Consider the following 15,902-nt stretch of genomic DNA (forward strand, 5'->3'; position numbering starts at 1 on the left):
GGTTCGCTTTTTTATTGGACGACATGATTAGGTAAAGGTATGAAGCATCAATTTATCAAAGTAGATCAAACCACTATTCACTACGTTGAAGGTGGTCCAACTCAATACACAGCAGATTCAACCACTGAAACAATAGTATTCTTACATGGTTTTCCTGAATACTGGGCAACATGGCATGCCCAACTCGATTTTTTTAGTAAAAAATACCGTGTAATAGCGCCTGATTTACCTGGATATAATTTGAGTGATAAACCTCAAGAACAGTCTTTTTACGAAGTGCCTAATTTAATCCAATTTATAGCTAAATTAATTCAGCAGCTTGCTCCTAATCAAAAAGTGATATTGGTTGCACATGATTGGGGTGGTGCCATTGCTTGGCCTTTAACTGCGTTTTTCCCGCACTTGGTTGAGCGGTTAGTGATCCTCAATGCCGCACATCCAAGCCTATTTACTCGTGAAATGATAAGAAACCCAGAGCAACGTCAAAAAAGTGAATATATTCATGAATTAATTGCCGAAAATGCCGTTGTGAAATTATCTAAAAATGGATTTAAGTACCTTAATGAGGAGGTCTTTACTGGTATGAAAGAAGGAGTTTTATCACAGCAGCAGCGCCGAAAATACCTCAAAGCATGGTCACAACCCGGTGCCATCGCTGGTATGTTGCAATATTACAAAGCCATGCCACAACTAGCACCTTCACAGAGTCGGACATCCCAATCTAAGGGCCCCATTATTGCGCCTCAAGACATGAAAATTCCTAACATTCGTATAACTTGCCCAACCTTGATTTTATGGGGAGAACAAGACCAAGCATTTGTGAAGCAAAATATCGAGGGAATACAGGAGTATGTTCCAAATGTAGAGGTGATTCGTTATTTAACTGCAAGTCATTGGCTGCAACATGAATTACCCGACGAGGTGAATAAAGAAATTGAGATTTTTTTACAATTAAATGAAAACGATAATAGCTGCTAATTATATTTATTTCAGCAACTACTTGACTGGAGCCATTATCTCATATCGAAAATTCTTTATTGTAAAAAAGATTACTATAAGTAGCTTTACTGTGTAATAAAATGCGAAGTACTAAGGGGGATACTAGAATAAAGTTAGCGGTAAGTTAAAGTTTAATATTCAACTTACCGCATCTACCTTTGATAAAATATAGAGCTTGTTAGTTATCGAAATCAAAGTGTTTTTGTCTTGGTTTAAGAAAAGTGTTCAATAAAAATATAGAGCCTAATAATAAAATTATAGTGTAATTCAATGAACCAGCGGCTTTCTTACATGCACTACATACTTCGGGGGTTGAAGTAGTAGAGTCGTTATCGGTAATCGTCACTGTAGTTGAAATTATTTCACCTAAGATTGCGCCGCTAGCATTACTTAGCTCGACTGAGAAGGTTTCAATATCCTCAGCGAAGTCGTCATCTATAATGGAAATTGTTAAAGTCTTATTAGTTTCACCATCAGCAAATACTAATGTGCCTTGTAAATCTGTGTAATCATCGGTGGTTGCTGAATCTATTTTTGATACGTAATCAACTGATACTTCCCCATTACTACCATTGGTTCGGGTAATAGTTAATACAAGGTTTTCATCTCCTTCATTAACAGAGTAATTAGTGCTATCAAAATTTAAAGTTCCACTGGGTAAAATAACTGGCTCGTCGTTATCTATAATTGAAACCGTGGTTGATATCACTTCTCCTAATACTGCACCGCTGACATTGTTTAATTCGATTGAAAAGGTTTCTAAACTCTCTGAGGTACTGTCATCTACGATTGGGATTGTTAATGTCTTGGAGGTTTCTCCATCGGCAAAAATTACAGTGCCTCGAAGTTCAGTTACGTCTTCACTTGAAGCCGAGTCAAAAATTAATAAATAATCTGTTGAGGCTTCGCCATAACTACCATTAATGCGATTAATTGGTATGTTCACACTACCATCTCCTTCATCAACAGTATAATTAGCGCTAACAAAATTAAATGTACCAGTAGGTAAAGTGTCGCCATCGTCAATAATAGTTATAGTACTAACGGTATTAACGCCAAATGTTACATCTCCAGTTAAGTTAGCTAGCGATAAAGTGAAACTTTCGTCGTCCTCAACATCAGAGTCGTTAATAATAGTTACAGATACCACTGAACTCGTTTCGCCATTTAATAGCGTGATAGTGGAGTCTATTGATAAATAATCATTGGGACTTTCTGCTGAAGAATCTTTGGAAATAATATCTACCGATACATCTCCAACTGCTCCATTGGTTCTAATTAATTCAATATCGGCAGTTGTGGTACCTTCATTTACTAGAAGAGCTGAAGTACTAAATTGCAGTTGACTAGGAACAGGATCATTATCTCCAACTAAGCTGGAGCCAGTACTATTTTGTCCAAATCTCGGCCAGACACTCTGCATTAGGCCGTAACTGCCTTCAAATGCATAGAGTTTTCCATCAAATGACCCAGCGTATAATGTACCATCTGTACCAACCGCGGCTGAGCTAAAAATAGCACCTGCCGTAGTATATGAATTATTTAGCTCACCGTCAGAGCTAACTGCATAAAATACACCGTTAGATGCCCCAATATACACAGTTCCATCGCTTGTAATTGTTGGAGAGCCTTGTATGACTGAATCAACTGGGTAACGCCAATTTAACTCTCCATCTGAACTTATAGAATAGAGATAAGTATCATAAGAGCCAAAATATAGATTGCCGTTTATATCTATGGCTGGAGAGCTTCTAACTCTGTTTTCTGTCGTAAATGTCCAGCTAACTGTACCGTCTGGTTGAAAAGCATAAATGTTACCGTCAAAAGATCCTGTATAGATTGTACCATCATCACCTATAGCTGATGAGCCAGCTATTTCAGCACCTGTTTCATAACTCCATTTTAAAGTGCCGTCTGAATTGAGTGCGTAGAAATTATTGTCATAAGAGCCAAAATAAATAACCCCATCGGCAGACACAGTTGGAGAGCTTCTCACATCTCCATTTGTTTCATATGACCATTTTAGAGTCCCGTCATTATTGAGTGCATATACTTTATTATCATCAGAACCAATATAAACGGTTTCATCTTGACCTATTGAGGCCCAACTATTGATGTCTCCATCGGTAGTAAAACTCCATTTTAAAGTACCATCAGAATTTAATGCATATATATTGTTGTCAATTGAACCGAAATAAATTGTTCCGTCATCAGCGATTACTGGAGTTGCACTTATTCCCGCCCCTGCAGAGAAACTCCATGCTAAGGAGCCGTCTTGGTTTATTGCGTATAATTTGTGGTCATATGAGCCGATGTAGATAACGCCACTGTTACTGAACGTTGGTGAGCTTATAATTTCAGCCCCTGTTTCGAAGGTCCACTTCAAGTCGCCGTCAGTAGCAAATAGACTCGAAGATGAAAACACAGTTAGCCCCAACAATTTAACAATATACTTATTTCCTACCATTTATATTTCCTTTAATTCGAATACTTAGTAAGCCCTGCATTTAACTTAGAATTAAAACTACAAACTCCACCTTTAGGTTTGAGAGTTAGAGGAAAATTGACATTTCATAGGACAGGCACAAAATTTAATCCACTTGCGTTATAATGTCGACGCTTTTTAAAAGTTATTAACTTTAGTTCTTGCCTGTCTAATTTTTTCACTTAAGTAATTTTAATATGGCTACTGATATAAGTACTTTATTAGCAGCGGACTAACCTAGGTCAAGCTTTTGATACTGTGACTTATAAAATATCAAGGTGTAAAGATATTAGTATTTTGCATGGTGCAGAGGTAAGTTTATCAGTACTAAAACGGCTGCTTGGCCTCCCCATTCTTTTGGAGCTTGATGAAACCCTAGTACTGCTGGGTGTTGAATCAACCAATTAGGAATGGCTTTTTTTAAGGTATAAGTGCCTTTGCCGTGCATAATACTTACACAGTAAACATGTTGCTTTTGCGCCGCGTGAATAAGTGCTGCCACTTCGTGCTTAGCTTCTTCTTTTTTTAAACCATGTAAATCTAAGATTAGATCAGGAGGGTAGTCCCCTCGGCGTAATCTTTTGACTTCATGACTGTCTGTATCGGGCTTGACATATTTAAGTACTTGGTCAATCTCAAAGTGAGCTTCAAAACCATCCGAAAACTCAAATGCAGCAGCTGCTTGGCGCATTTCTGACTGAGCTGCTTGATTTTTTTGCTTTGTATTCCAATTCTGCTTGCTGGAATAGCGTTGAGGCGGTATTTTGTCCTGCTTTATTGGCGCGATATCTTTAAACTCTTTCTTAAAGAGATCATCTTCTTCGAAATTTGCTGGAGTTTGATTGTGAGATGGCGTGTTTTTCATTCATTACAAAACAAGTATCAATTTCCCTGTAGCATAACAAACATTGCTAAATGAGAATATCGATAGAAACAGATTTAATAAGCGAGCTTATGACCCAAAACACCTTTTCAGAGCAAAGTATTGAACAAACAGTACAAGATTTACACACTATGTTAGATATGGTGCGCTGGTCTGTTAGCTGCTTTAATCAAGCTGGATTATTTTATGGTCATGGCACAGATAACCCTTGGGATGAGGCGGTTAGTTTAGTGTTACAGCTTTTGCATTTGCCACAGGAGCTACCGTTACAAACTGGGGATCAATTATTTCATAGCCGTTTAACCCAGGTAGAAAAACTTAATATCATTGAATTAGTTAAACGCCGTGTAGAAGAGCGTATTCCTGTACCTTATTTAACTAATCAAGCATGGTTTTGTAACTTACCATTTTACGTTGATGAGCGGGTTTTGATACCACGCTCTCCTTTTGCAGAACTTATTCAAAATCAATTTGAAGATTGGCTAACAGATGATGAGCCACAGCATATTTTAGATTTATGTACCGGAGGCGGGTGTATTGCTATCGCACTGGCATATGCTTTTGAAGAGGCCCAAGTAGATGCGGTAGATATCAGCCCTGATGCCCTTGAGGTGGCAGAGCTTAATATTAACGAACATGACTTGAGTCATAGGGTCTTTCCAATCTATTCAGACTTAATGGATGCTCTGCAAGGACAGCAATACGATTTAATCGTTAGTAATCCTCCTTACGTTGATGCAGAAGATATGAGTGACTTACCCGAAGAGTTTCATCATGAACCAGAACTCGCCCTTGCGGCAGGGGCCGATGGCCTTGATTTAGTTGATAATATATTACGTCAAGCACCTAATCACCTAAGCGATAAAGGATGGTTGTTTGTCGAAGTGGGTAACAGTGAAGTGCATATGTATACTCGTTATCCTGAACTACCTATTCAATGGGTACAGTTTGAAAATGGTGGTAGTGGTGTATTTGCTATAAGCAAGAAGCAATTAGTTGAATACTGGCGAGCAGTTGATCACTAAAATATACAAATATTCAGAGTAAAATTTTTAAAAATAGGAATAAAACATTATGGCTGGTAACACCTTCGGTAAATTATTTACGGTGACCACCTTTGGCGAAAGCCATGGTATTGCAATTGGTGGCATTATCGATGGCTGCCCCCCAGGACTGGAAATTTCTGAAGATGATCTACAAGTAGACTTAGACAGACGTAAACCAGGTACCTCACGCTATACCACGGCAAGACGAGAAGAGGATGAGGTGAAAATCTTATCTGGTGTATTTGAAGGGAAAACCACAGGCACTAGTATAGGTCTATTGATAAATAACACTGACCAACGTAGTAATGATTACTCAAAAATAAAAGATACCTTTAGACCCGGGCACGCCGATTATACCTATCAGCAAAAATATGGGTTACGTGATTACCGAGGTGGAGGGCGTTCTTCTGCTCGCGAAACAGCAATACGTGTAGCTGCTGGTGGTGTAGCGAAAAAATACCTAAAAGAGCATCATGGTATTGAGATATATGGATATTTGTCGCAGCTAGGTCCAATTAAAATAGAAACCGTTGACCATGCAATCACGAATACTAATCCTTTCTTTTGCCCAGATGAAACTAAGCTAGATGCCCTTGATAGCTATATGCGTGACTTGAAAAAAGAAGGGGACTCTATTGGAGCAAAGGTTTCAGTTGTAGCCACTAACATGCCTGTTGGTTTAGGTGAGCCTATTTTTGACAGGTTAGATGCTGAGCTTGCTCACGCCATGATGGGAATTAATGCGGTTAAAGGTGTTGAAGTGGGTGATGGTTTTGCCACAGTTGAACAAAAAGGCAGTGACCATAGAGATGTTATGACCCCAGATGGCTTTAAATCAAATCGTTCTGGCGGGGTATTAGGTGGTATTTCTACAGGACAAGACTTGTTAGTTAATATGGCCCTTAAACCAACTTCTAGTATTTCTGTACCTGGAGAAACTATTGATATAAACGGACAAACTACAGAAGTTATCACTAAGGGAAGGCATGACCCATGTGTAGGTATTCGTGCGGTGCCAATTGCTGAGGCTATGATGGCTCTAGTATTGATGGATCATTTGCTAAGGCATAGAGGGCAAAACGCTGATGTACAAAGTCAAACACCTATCATCCCAGGACAGGCTATTTAGCCTGTTCCTGCTTTTCTAGGCTGACGAAGCTGTGGCTCGCTCAGCCTATTCTCGTGGCAATTTAGTATTATTGTCTGCGACCTATTTCTTTTATTTTGGCCAATTTGGAGTATTCATTCCTTATCTGGGAGTCTTTTTAGATGGTAGAGGTTTTACATCTAAAGAAATCGGAGAACTCTTCGCACTTATTACCTTTGCAAGAATAGCTGGCCCAAACTTGTGGGCAACTATTGCAAATAGAACAGGTAAGTCTCTTAGGTTACTGCAACTTGGAGCTCTATTAACGCTAATGATGTTTTCATTAGCATTTTGGCTAGATGGTTTTTGGTACCTAACTATTAGCTTTTCTTTGATGATGATGTTTTGGACTGCCATTTTACCGCAAGTAGAAGTGCTGACTCTGAATTGTGTTAAAGCTAACCCAGTCCGTTATGGCTATATCAGATTATGGGGCAGTATAGGCTATATACTGCTTACCATTTTCACAGGTCGCATGGTTGATCTTTACTCATCAGAAGCTCCGTTATTTGTTGGTGGGCTAGTACTTTTATCTTTGTGGGTTGCAAGTTTACTTTTGTTAGAGCCCAAGCTCGAAAACGCTATAAGTAAAGATAGTGTATCCATCTGGTATAAAATTCGACAGCCTGTATTTATAGGGTTTATTGGTTCAGCCCTTTTACTGCAATTAAGTTTTGGCCCTTATTACGGGTTCTTCGCTTTATATATGCGAGATATCGGATACAGTGGACAAGAAACTGGGTGGTTAATTGGGCTAGGAGTTGTAGCCGAAGTTCTTATATTTCTAAAGGCTGGTAAGTTAATAAACAAGTTTGGTGTAAAGTGGGTTTTACTGACTAGTGTTTTATTTACCTCTTTACGGTGGTTTTTACTCGCTACTGTTGCTGGTAATCCAATTTTTTTGGTTGTAGCTCAAGGGTTACACGCTTTCAGTTTTGGATTAGCTCATGCGTCTTCTATGCACTTTATCCACCATTATTTTGGCCAAAATCATCAAAGTCAGGGGCAGGCTATTTATATTAGCTTGGCATTTGGAATTGGCGGTGCAGCTGGAGGGTATTTTTCTGGAAGCCTTTGGAATCAAGGGACGGGAGCAGAACTCGCCTTTACCTTAGCTGCAATATCTGCACTGGTGGCTGCCTGTTGCTTACTTCCAATCTGCTCTAAACGTATGTAAATATTGGGTTATTCTTAATTCGGATAAAAAAGTTGACCATTTAGTCAGTGCTTGTTTGAAAAACAGAGATAGTAGCAATGTTGCATTTTTATGACTAACTTATTGAAATAAAAGTCAAGTTAGACCAGTTTCATACACGATAGTTGTTGACCTGCGGAACCTGACGGATATACTAACCATGCTTGAAAGTAAGTTTGATATTTATGTACATTGTTTCGATGTTCCATTGTAGTACCTCGTCTTGTAGCTCATAAGTAATTGCAACACGCTTCAGCAAAAACAACGTCTCTTCAGAGACAAAATTACTCTTGAAAAATATAGGAAAGACTATGTCTACAACTACTGGTACAGTAAAATGGTTTAACGAATCTAAAGGTTTCGGTTTCATTCAACAAGAAAATGGACCTGACGTTTTCGCTCATTTTCGTGCTATTAATGGTACTGGCTTCAAAACTTTGGCTGAAGGCCAAAAAGTTGAGTTCACTGTAACTCAAGGCCAAAAAGGTCCTCAAGCTGAGAACATCACTGTACTTTAATTATTAAATAATTAAATTCCAGAAAAAAGCAAACCCAAGGGTTTGCTTTTTTTATGCCTGTTTTTTAGCGACCGTCCCTTGTTATTGATGGCCAGCCTCACTCAACTCGCCCCGCAAGCTTGTTACGAGTAAGCGTTTAACTTCTGCAATGGGTAAATCCTGACTTAATAGATAGTGTAGCTTGGCTAAAGCCGCCTCTGGGGTCATATCTGTACCTGATATTACGCCAACTTCTTTTAATATATTGCCATTGGCATAGCCAGACATATTTACTTTACCTCTTACGCACTGAGTGCAGTTTAAAACTATTATCTGCTGTTCGTCAGCAAATTTGAGCTGCTGTAATAGTGCTGGATTTTGTGGGGCATTTCCAACGCCAAAACTCAATAGAATTAATGCTTTTACGGGCTGTTGTAGTGTGTTCTTTAGAACATCTGCACTAATACCCGGATAAAGAGTCACTATACCTATTGGTTGGGATTTGATGTTACTGACTTTCAAGTGTTTATCACTGTCTATGCCCAATTGTTTCTTATCTATTTTGACTTCTATATCTATGCCTGCTTCTAACAATGGCGGTAAGTTTGGTGAGTCAAAAGCGTTAAAACCATCCGCATCTATTTTACGGCTACGGTTACCTCTGAATAATTGATTATTGAAGAATAAGGTGACCTCGGAAATCGGATAGTTAGCAGCTATGTAAAGGGCGTTTAACAGGTTTACTTGACCGTCTGAGCGCAACTGTGCCAGTGGAATTTGCGAGCCTGTTACTATGACTGGCTTACCTAGGTTTTCTAACATAAATGATAGGGCGGAAGACGTATAAGCCATAGTGTCGGTGCCATGGAGTATGATAAATCCATCGTATTTATCATAGTTTTGCAAAATGTCGTCAGCAATTTGCTGCCAATCATTGGGGCTCATATCAGATGAATCGATGAGCGGTGTGTACTCGTGGATAGTGAAGCTTGGCATTTCACTACGGTGGAACTCTGGCATATTGTTTATGGTTTCAGATAAAAAGCCAGCTGCAGGGACATAACCTTGTGGTGATGGTCGCATACCAATAGTTCCGCCTGTATAGGCAACGTAAATATGTTTTTTCATGTTAGCTCTGATGAATGTTTAGTAGGGGCATTTGCCTTATTGTTAAAACTATAACAATTCCATTAAGCTAGTCATACCAACAAATAGGTGAACAGAATAAAAATGAAAAGTCGTTTAATAGGGATGGGGTTATTACTTTTATGGAGTCTGCCAAGTTTTGGTGACAGCTCTATATTGCCGATGCGAGAGCGCGCGATAAAGATAAATCAGATTTTGGATGACCGCTTACAAAACCTGTTACCCCAATTGATGCGCAGAGAAGGCATTGATATGTGGGTATTGATATCAAGGGAGTACAATGAAGATCCTGTTTTGAAAACTATGCTTCCAGCTAATTGGCTCTCTGCTCGTAGGCGCACCATACTTGTTTTATTTGACCCCGGCCAAGGTAAACCCATAGAAAGATTAGCTGTGGCTCGGTATGCGGTAGATTCTTTGTTTAAAAAGTCCTGGAATAAAGAACAACAGCCAAATCAGTGGGATAGTTTGGTCAAACTAATACAAGAGAAAGGACCCAAGACAGTCGCTATCAATAAATCGAAACATTTTGCATTGGCAGACGGTATTACTGCAACTGAATATGAGGAGTTTAATGAGGCGTTAAGTAAGCAAGAGGCAATAGATTTAGTATCTTCTGAAAAATTAGCTATTGCTTGGTTAGAAACCCGTAGCAAAATGGAAATGCAGGTTTACCCTGAATTAATCCAGTTAGGCCATAAAGTGATTGCTGAGGCTTTTTCAAACAAGGTTATAAAACCCGGTGTGACTACCACTGATGATGTGGTTTGGTGGCTACGTGAAAAAGTAAAAGATCTTAGGTTACAAGCTTGGTTTCACCCAAGTGTGTCGTTACAAAGGTCTAGCCTTGAAAAATTTGATCATTTAAAAGCTTTCAGTGAGGGCACCAAGGCACGGGTTATTATGCCCGGAGATTTATTGCATACAGATTTTGGTATGACTTACTTACGTTTAAATTCAGACCAACAGCAACATGCTTATGTGCTAAAAGAGGGGGAAACAGACGCCCCCGAATTTTTGAAAAAAGCCTTAAAAAACGCTAATCGTCTGCAAGATATCTTCACCGCTAATTTTAAAGAAGGCCGCACCGGTAATGAAGTACTGCAAATGTCTCGTAAAGAGGCGATTAGCGAAGGTATTAAACCTTCAATTTACACCCATCCAATTGGCTATCATGGCCACGCTGCAGGTACAACTTTAGGTATGTGGGATTCTCAGGGGGGAGTACCTGTACAGGGGGATTACCCTTTGCATTATGATACGGCTTATTCAATAGAGTTAAATGCCGCCACCTTTATACCTGAGTGGAATAAAGAAATCCGCATAATGTTAGAAGAAGAAGCTTTTTTTGATAAGTCTGGGGTTAACTACCTAGACGGCCGTCAAACCGAATTTCATCTCATTAAATCACAATAAAAGAGACCAAGTAATGAATAAAAAACCAATTGCCTTAGCCGTTTTGATATCACTAGGGTTATTAGGGTGTGGCCCAAATAAGACTACAAAAACTGAAGATGTAGTTGCAACTGTAGATGTTGTTAAATCAGAGTCGCAACAGCTGAATGAGCTGGTGCAAAGCTACTTTGATGAAAGTATGCAGATGAATCCAATTTGGGCAACCTATGTTGGGATCAATGATTACAATGATAAGTTTAGTGCGCCCATAAATGAAGCAAACATAGCTAAGGTCTTGTCGTTTCAAGAGTTGTATTTAGCTAAGATAAAAGAAATAGACCCCGTATCGCTCCGCGGGCAAGACTTGCTCACTTACGAGATATTTTTACGGGATAGGGAGCTTGCTATAAAAGGAGCAGCTTTTCCGAGTGAATTGATTCCTTTACATCAAATGGGCGGGGCCCATTCTTTTTTTGCTTCTTTGGGCTCGGGGCAAAGTGCCCAACCATTTAATACATTACAAGATTTTCATAATTTTATAGAAAGAGCCAAAGGGTTTGCTATCTACATGGACAGCACTATTGCTGCCATGCAAAAGGGCATTGAAAAGTCTGTGGTTTTACCTAAAGCGATTATTGAAAAAGTATTGCCCCAGTTAAAAGCCCATGTGTTAGATGATGTTACCCAAAGTGCTTTTTATGGCCCTGTGGCAAAAATTCAAAACATTGAAGGTGCAACAGATGCAGAGAAAACAGAGCTTGAGCAGGCGTATTTAGCCGCAATTAAAAATGTGATTATTCCTTCCTATAGCCGAGTCCATGACTTTATGTCTACCATCTACCTAGAAGCCGGTCGTGACACCTTTGGGATGTCTGAATTACCCAATGGTAAAGCATGGTACGAGCACCGAATTGAAACCAATACCACTTTGCCATTAACCGCAGCAGATATTCATGAATTTGGGCAGCAAGAAGTAGCACGTATTTTAGCTGAGATGAAAAAAGTCAAAAGTACAGTTGGCTTTGATGGCGACTTAGCTGCATTCTTTGATTTTTTACGAACCGATGACCAATTCTTTTTTGAATCAGAACAAGCTTTGATAGACGGTTACACTAAGATTAAAGAAAAAATAGATAGCAAAGTACCTTTGTTGTTTGAAGTGTTTCCAAAGGCCGACTATGAAGTGAGAGCAGTAGAACCATTTAGAGCGGCATCTTCAGCGGGAGCCAGTTATCAAAGCCCAGCTCCAGATGGTTCACGCCCCGGTATTTTTTATATCAACGCTTATAACCTTAGGGCCCAACCGAAATACTTAATGGAAACTTTAAGTGTGCATGAAGCGGCACCTGGGCATCATTTTCAGATTGCCATCCAACAAGAAGTAGAAAGTCTGCCTGATTTTCGAAAATATGGTGGCTATACAGTCTTTGCTGAAGGATGGGCCTTGTATGCAGAAAGCTTAGGTAAGGAAATGGGGTTATTTACCGACCCTTACATGTGGTATGGCCGCTTATCAGACGAACAATTACGCGCTATGCGTTTAGTGGTTGACACTGGATTACATGCCTTTGGCTGGACTCGTCAGCAAGCTATTGACTTTATGGTAGATAATTCATCACTAGCCTTAACTGATATCGAAGCAGAAGTAGAAAGATACATTGTAATGGCCGGCCAAGCCGTGAGTTATAAAGTAGGGCAGCGACATATTCGTATGCTTAGAAATAAAGCGCAGCAGGCTCTAGGTGATCAATTTGATGTGAAAAAATTCCACACTCAAATATTAATTGATGGTGCGTTACCTATGCCAATTTTGGAAGCAAAAATTGATAGGTGGATTGCACAGCAAAAAGCTTAATTTATATGAGGTTTTAATCGAACTTTGCTGGGTATAAGGTTTTAGCGGGTAGGGTTTCAAACTGTGTCAACAAGGTTGAAAATAGCGTGTCACCTAACATTTTATTTAAAGTGGATATAAGTTTAGGTAGGCTATTTTCATTTGTTCTACAACAGCTTTGATAATGACGAATTAAATCAGTTAATTGCATTTTATGTTTGTGTTGAAGTTGCCTGTCTGCAAGCACAAAAAAGTATGCGCTGCCCCAATAGGCAGCTGCATATTGTTCGTTTTTCATAAGTCGTGTAGCTATTGAAGCTGCGGTTAATTTACTATTATTAAACCAACGTAACTGCGGTGCTATTTTAGCTTCATAATTATCCTGTAATGAGCCTTTTAACACGCCAGCTTGCTGCATTATCTGATATTGCATAAAGCTGGCAAAACCCTCTGAAAGCCAATTATATTTCACGCCCAAATAGGGCAGTGCCATATGGGCTAACTCATGATAAACCGTCCAGTCATCTGTAAATTTTTGTAGCGAAAAGCGAGCATCAACATAAAACCGTACACTACCAATTTCATCTCTTTGGGCATAAGCCCAAGGCACTGGTTGGTTAGACTGTTTAGCAAATACATAAAGTTCTAATGGGGCAGGGTAGATACCTAAGGTTTTTCGGGTGGCATTGACGCCTGTGGTTAACCATGCTTCTAACTTTGCAGCTTGTTCTTCATTAAAGGCGGATAAGCCATGAACGCGAAATTGATTTCTTGTAACACCATAGCTGTTAAATTGGATAAAAAGCGCCGTTACAAAAGTGATGACACATATGTACCTCAATCTAAAACGGCTCATTAAAAGCTTAAGGGCGTAAATTTTCGTGGAAGAAATCTATCGCCATTTTATACATTTGTAAGGCTAGTGCTGCATCGTATCTATCACCTTCATCACGCATAAAAGCATGTTGGGCGTTGACTTCATACCAGCTAAAATTTGATTCTTGTTTACTTAGGGTTTGATGAATTAACAATCGACCTTCTGCTGAAACATGGGGGTCTTGTTTACCAAAGACTAAGACCATTGGGCATGTGATATCAGCGCTTCTTGTTAACGAATCATTGCCCTGTGCACAAGGTAAAGTGTTAGAGTGAATGTCTGTGGGGTATAAACAAAATGCTGCGTCAATTGAATTATTTAAGGCTGCTCTAAACGCTAAATGTCCACCTATACATACTCCCATAACCCCTATTTTATTGCTGCAGTAAGCTTGTTGTTGTGCAAAGTCCACCATAGCTTGGGTATCTGTGTCATGATCTTCTAAGGGTTTAGTAAACTTATCTGCATTACCTTTATCTTTACCTGCATCATCGTAGGCTAGTACGGTTCCGATTGGATTGAGTTCGTGGAATATTTCAGGTACTAATACCACAAATCCGTGACCTGCTAATATTTGCGCGCTACGGGTGATGGGACTGGTTTCTTGAAATATTTCTGAATAAAAAATAATGGTTGGATACTGCCCTTCTGCTACCGGCCTAAAAACCGAGGTGCGCATTACACCTGTTGCAGTTTTGATATCTTGGGTATGACGTTGAATGATCATCTAGTACTTTTTATTAGTTAATTTGTAATAGCTCATTATTATCCGTTAACCAAATAAAATACACCCTTGAAATCACCCTATTAAATATTATCTTAAAGAGATGGGGTTATTTGTGGTGATAAAATAATGGGCATATCGAAAGCTGGAATATTGTCAGTATTTTTTGCTGCTTGCTTTTTAGCCTTACAATTGGGGCAGTTTAATCAAACAGATCCTAAAGAAAACTCCTATCATTCTTATTTAGTGGCTGAGTCTATAATAGCTCCCTCATTTGTTACCTTAACAGGCCAAGTTGGTTACAATCGCTGGTCTCCTAAGCTGTCCATAGTCTCGATATTTCAAAATAACCTGTCTTTAAAACTGTACCAATACCAGCAAGTTATGTTTCGTTTTGTGAGCTTGCTATTTGATGAGCCAAGGTTGCAGCAACTGCAGGTTATTATCACGGCTGCAGCTTGTGAGAACCTGTATCAAGTACAGCAAAAGGTGCGGCGCTTTGTGGAACCAGCAACTATTATCTACAACCTCTTTCAACCCACACCTAAGTCTTCTCGCAACTACTTTTCTTTGTAATTCATACAAATACTTTTACATCGGTAGCAACAGTAGAGTGTTAATTTAACGCTTTGTGGGGCTATCCATCTGCATTTTTCCTTTCACTTTATGAGAAGTTTATGATTGCTCTGCAAAATTTATTTAATGAATTCGTCCCATGGTTGTTATTTTTAGTTTTTATTTTATTTTTCTTGAAGATGATTACTTGGGCGAGAAACAGAAAAGCTGCGGCAATAGCCTTTGGACTATTAGTACAAATGTATTTACCTGATCCCAAGGCTCAGATAACGATTGAGGCTGTGGCTGAACGGAAGCAAGAAGTAAAAAAAGCCCAAGGAGGCAATAGTACTCCTAAAGGTGAAGCGTTTGATGAATAGCTTTGCTGCAAAATCAAGATAAGTTAGACCTTATTGGCGGTTTGTTTAGTTAAGTGCATTTGCTAAATTAACGGCCAAATTGAATCCCAAGTTAAAGAGAAGAACTATGTTTGATGTAAATGAATATTTTGATGGAAAAGTGAAATCTATTGGATTTCAAACAGAGACTTTACCGGCAACGGTTGGAGTTATGGCCGCTGGAGAGTATGAGTTTGGCACCAGCCAGTTTGAAACTATGAATGTAGTTAGTGGTGCTTTAACAGTATTACTGCCGGGTACCACTGAGTGGCAAACGTTTTCAGCTAGTGAGAAGTTTACTGTTGAAGCTAATCAAAAATTTAAAGTTCAAGTGAAAAGCGACACTGTGTATTTATGTACTTATGGCTAAGCTAAGTAAAACCACGAAAAAACTAGACAATAATGTGATTAAGGCATTAACCATAGTATGTGAGGGCGTAAAGCCTGAACTAGCCGGGTTTGAATGGCTTACACATACTGCTAATTACGCTAACTTTCCTGCCAGCTTATTGGTTACCTGTGTATTTGATAATCAGGCTTCGCTAACCGCTATGCTTGATAGTCAGCAAGATATTGAACTTAAAAAGCAAATTCAGCAACAGCTTATGAAGGTGGGGATTTTGCTGAAAGATGTCAGGCGTCACGTTTGTTTTGATACCGATGAGGCATGCTTACTGGAGCATGGTGGTGATTGGAATCAAAGGCTAAGTCTCTTGTAACT

The 15,902-nt window shown here is 39.2% G+C and carries 16 protein-coding genes; 11 read left to right on the forward strand and 5 right to left on the reverse strand.

Annotated elements, in window-relative coordinates:
• Nucleotides 1–39 precede the first annotated feature (39 nt).
• On the forward strand, nt 40–978 hold the full coding sequence (locus tag ACMUMK_RS18250) for an alpha/beta fold hydrolase (protein ID WP_414702590.1): 939 nt from the start codon (nt 40–42) through the stop codon (nt 976–978).
• A gap of 199 nt (nt 979–1,177) precedes the next feature.
• Here the strand turns inward: ACMUMK_RS18250 and ACMUMK_RS18255 are convergent, their stop codons facing one another.
• Nucleotides 1,178–3,466: a PQQ-binding-like beta-propeller repeat protein gene (locus ACMUMK_RS18255; RefSeq protein WP_414702591.1), complete on the reverse strand. Its 2,289-nt coding sequence runs from the start codon at nt 3,464–3,466 to the stop codon at nt 1,178–1,180.
• 307 nt (nt 3,467–3,773) lie between these two features.
• The gene (smrB, locus tag ACMUMK_RS18260) at nt 3,774–4,349 is read right to left on the reverse strand and encodes an endonuclease SmrB (protein WP_414702592.1); all 576 of its coding nucleotides are present in this window, start codon (nt 4,347–4,349) and stop codon (nt 3,774–3,776) included.
• Nucleotides 4,350–4,438: 89 nt separating this feature from the next.
• Here smrB and prmB point away from each other — a divergent pair, with 89 nt between their 5' ends.
• The 4 genes from prmB to ACMUMK_RS18280 all read left to right on the forward strand — a co-directional run bounded on the left by prmB (nt 4,439) and on the right by ACMUMK_RS18280 (nt 8,273).
• Nucleotides 4,439–5,392 (forward strand): 50S ribosomal protein L3 N(5)-glutamine methyltransferase, encoded by a 954-nt coding sequence (gene prmB / locus ACMUMK_RS18265; protein ID WP_414702593.1) that lies wholly within the window; start codon nt 4,439–4,441, stop codon nt 5,390–5,392.
• Between the two features lie 49 nt (nt 5,393–5,441).
• On the forward strand, nt 5,442–6,542 hold the full coding sequence (gene aroC / locus ACMUMK_RS18270; RefSeq protein WP_414702594.1) for a chorismate synthase: 1,101 nt from the start codon (nt 5,442–5,444) through the stop codon (nt 6,540–6,542).
• A 31-nt stretch (nt 6,543–6,573) separates the two neighbouring features.
• Nucleotides 6,574–7,737 carry an MFS transporter gene (locus ACMUMK_RS18275; protein WP_414702595.1) on the forward strand — a complete coding sequence of 388 codons (1,164 nt, stop codon included), beginning with the start codon at nt 6,574–6,576 and terminating at the stop codon, nt 7,735–7,737.
• Nucleotides 7,738–8,066: 329 nt separating this feature from the next.
• A complete protein-coding gene (locus tag ACMUMK_RS18280; RefSeq protein ID WP_133470935.1) occupies nt 8,067–8,273 on the forward strand; it encodes a cold-shock protein in 207 nt (68 codons plus the stop codon).
• Nucleotides 8,274–8,354: 81 nt separating this feature from the next.
• Here ACMUMK_RS18280 and ansA read toward each other — a convergent pair whose 3' ends face one another.
• Nucleotides 8,355–9,380, reverse strand: a complete 1,026-nt coding sequence (ansA, locus tag ACMUMK_RS18285; protein WP_414702596.1) for an asparaginase — start codon at nt 9,378–9,380, stop codon at nt 8,355–8,357.
• Between the two features lie 102 nt (nt 9,381–9,482).
• On the opposite strand from ansA, the gene ACMUMK_RS18290 reads away from it, so the two are divergent.
• Both ACMUMK_RS18290 and ACMUMK_RS18295 read left to right on the forward strand, forming a co-directional pair.
• Nucleotides 9,483–10,814, forward strand: coding sequence for a M24 family metallopeptidase (locus ACMUMK_RS18290; RefSeq protein WP_414702597.1), 1,332 nt, complete (start codon nt 9,483–9,485; stop codon nt 10,812–10,814).
• Nucleotides 10,815–10,827: 13 nt separating this feature from the next.
• Nucleotides 10,828–12,648 carry a DUF885 domain-containing protein gene (locus ACMUMK_RS18295; RefSeq protein WP_414702598.1) on the forward strand — a complete coding sequence of 607 codons (1,821 nt, stop codon included), beginning with the start codon at nt 10,828–10,830 and terminating at the stop codon, nt 12,646–12,648.
• 13 nt (nt 12,649–12,661) lie between these two features.
• On the opposite strand, the gene ACMUMK_RS18300 is transcribed toward ACMUMK_RS18295, so the two are convergent.
• Entirely contained in the window at nt 12,662–13,483 is an 822-nt protein-coding gene (locus ACMUMK_RS18300) for a hypothetical protein (RefSeq protein ID WP_414702599.1), read from the reverse strand.
• A 7-nt stretch (nt 13,484–13,490) separates the two neighbouring features.
• A complete protein-coding gene (locus tag ACMUMK_RS18305; protein WP_414702600.1) occupies nt 13,491–14,231 on the reverse strand; it encodes a dienelactone hydrolase family protein in 741 nt (246 codons plus the stop codon).
• A 126-nt stretch (nt 14,232–14,357) separates the two neighbouring features.
• Here ACMUMK_RS18305 and ACMUMK_RS18310 point away from each other — a divergent pair, with 126 nt between their 5' ends.
• The 4 genes from ACMUMK_RS18310 to ACMUMK_RS18325 all read left to right on the forward strand — a co-directional run bounded on the left by ACMUMK_RS18310 (nt 14,358) and on the right by ACMUMK_RS18325 (nt 15,900).
• Nucleotides 14,358–14,804, forward strand: coding sequence for a hypothetical protein (locus ACMUMK_RS18310; protein ID WP_414702601.1), 447 nt, complete (start codon nt 14,358–14,360; stop codon nt 14,802–14,804).
• A 101-nt stretch (nt 14,805–14,905) separates the two neighbouring features.
• Complete coding sequence (locus ACMUMK_RS18315) at nt 14,906–15,163, forward strand: hypothetical protein (RefSeq protein WP_414702602.1); 258 nt, start codon at nt 14,906–14,908, stop codon at nt 15,161–15,163.
• Between the two features lie 106 nt (nt 15,164–15,269).
• Nucleotides 15,270–15,551 carry a pyrimidine/purine nucleoside phosphorylase gene (locus ACMUMK_RS18320; RefSeq protein ID WP_414702603.1) on the forward strand — a complete coding sequence of 94 codons (282 nt, stop codon included), beginning with the start codon at nt 15,270–15,272 and terminating at the stop codon, nt 15,549–15,551.
• Complete coding sequence (locus ACMUMK_RS18325; protein WP_414702604.1) at nt 15,544–15,900, forward strand: Fis family transcriptional regulator; 357 nt, start codon at nt 15,544–15,546, stop codon at nt 15,898–15,900. Before ACMUMK_RS18320 ends, ACMUMK_RS18325 begins: the two co-directional genes overlap by 8 nt.
• Nucleotides 15,901–15,902 lie beyond the last annotated feature (2 nt).

The sequence above is a fragment of the Paraglaciecola sp. 2405UD69-4 genome, assembly GCF_047525415.1.
Classification (GTDB): domain Bacteria; phylum Pseudomonadota; class Gammaproteobacteria; order Enterobacterales; family Alteromonadaceae; genus Paraglaciecola.

Bases quoted from the DNA above. Each gene is read 5' to 3' on its own strand.
- ACMUMK_RS18250 (WP_414702590.1), top strand. From the start codon at position 40: ATGAAGCATCAATTTATCAAAGTAGATCAAACCACTATTCACTACGTT.
- ACMUMK_RS18300 (WP_414702599.1), bottom strand. From the start codon at position 13,483: ATGAGCCGTTTTAGATTGAGGTACATATGTGTCATCACTTTTGTAACG.
- ACMUMK_RS18305 (WP_414702600.1), bottom strand. From the start codon at position 14,231: ATGATCATTCAACGTCATACCCAAGATATCAAAACTGCAACAGGTGTA.
- aroC (WP_414702594.1), top strand. From the start codon at position 5,442: ATGGCTGGTAACACCTTCGGTAAATTATTTACGGTGACCACCTTTGGC.
- prmB (WP_414702593.1), top strand. From the start codon at position 4,439: ATGACCCAAAACACCTTTTCAGAGCAAAGTATTGAACAAACAGTACAA.
- ACMUMK_RS18295 (WP_414702598.1), top strand. From the start codon at position 10,828: ATGAATAAAAAACCAATTGCCTTAGCCGTTTTGATATCACTAGGGTTA.
- ACMUMK_RS18320 (WP_414702603.1), top strand. From the start codon at position 15,270: ATGTTTGATGTAAATGAATATTTTGATGGAAAAGTGAAATCTATTGGA.
- ACMUMK_RS18310 (WP_414702601.1), top strand. From the start codon at position 14,358: ATGGGCATATCGAAAGCTGGAATATTGTCAGTATTTTTTGCTGCTTGC.
- ACMUMK_RS18255 (WP_414702591.1), bottom strand. From the start codon at position 3,466: ATGGTAGGAAATAAGTATATTGTTAAATTGTTGGGGCTAACTGTGTTT.
- ACMUMK_RS18290 (WP_414702597.1), top strand. From the start codon at position 9,483: ATGAAAAGTCGTTTAATAGGGATGGGGTTATTACTTTTATGGAGTCTG.
- smrB (WP_414702592.1), bottom strand. From the start codon at position 4,349: ATGAAAAACACGCCATCTCACAATCAAACTCCAGCAAATTTCGAAGAA.
- ACMUMK_RS18325 (WP_414702604.1), top strand. From the start codon at position 15,544: ATGGCTAAGCTAAGTAAAACCACGAAAAAACTAGACAATAATGTGATT.
- ACMUMK_RS18315 (WP_414702602.1), top strand. From the start codon at position 14,906: ATGATTGCTCTGCAAAATTTATTTAATGAATTCGTCCCATGGTTGTTA.
- ansA (WP_414702596.1), bottom strand. From the start codon at position 9,380: ATGAAAAAACATATTTACGTTGCCTATACAGGCGGAACTATTGGTATG.
- ACMUMK_RS18280 (WP_133470935.1), top strand. From the start codon at position 8,067: ATGTCTACAACTACTGGTACAGTAAAATGGTTTAACGAATCTAAAGGT.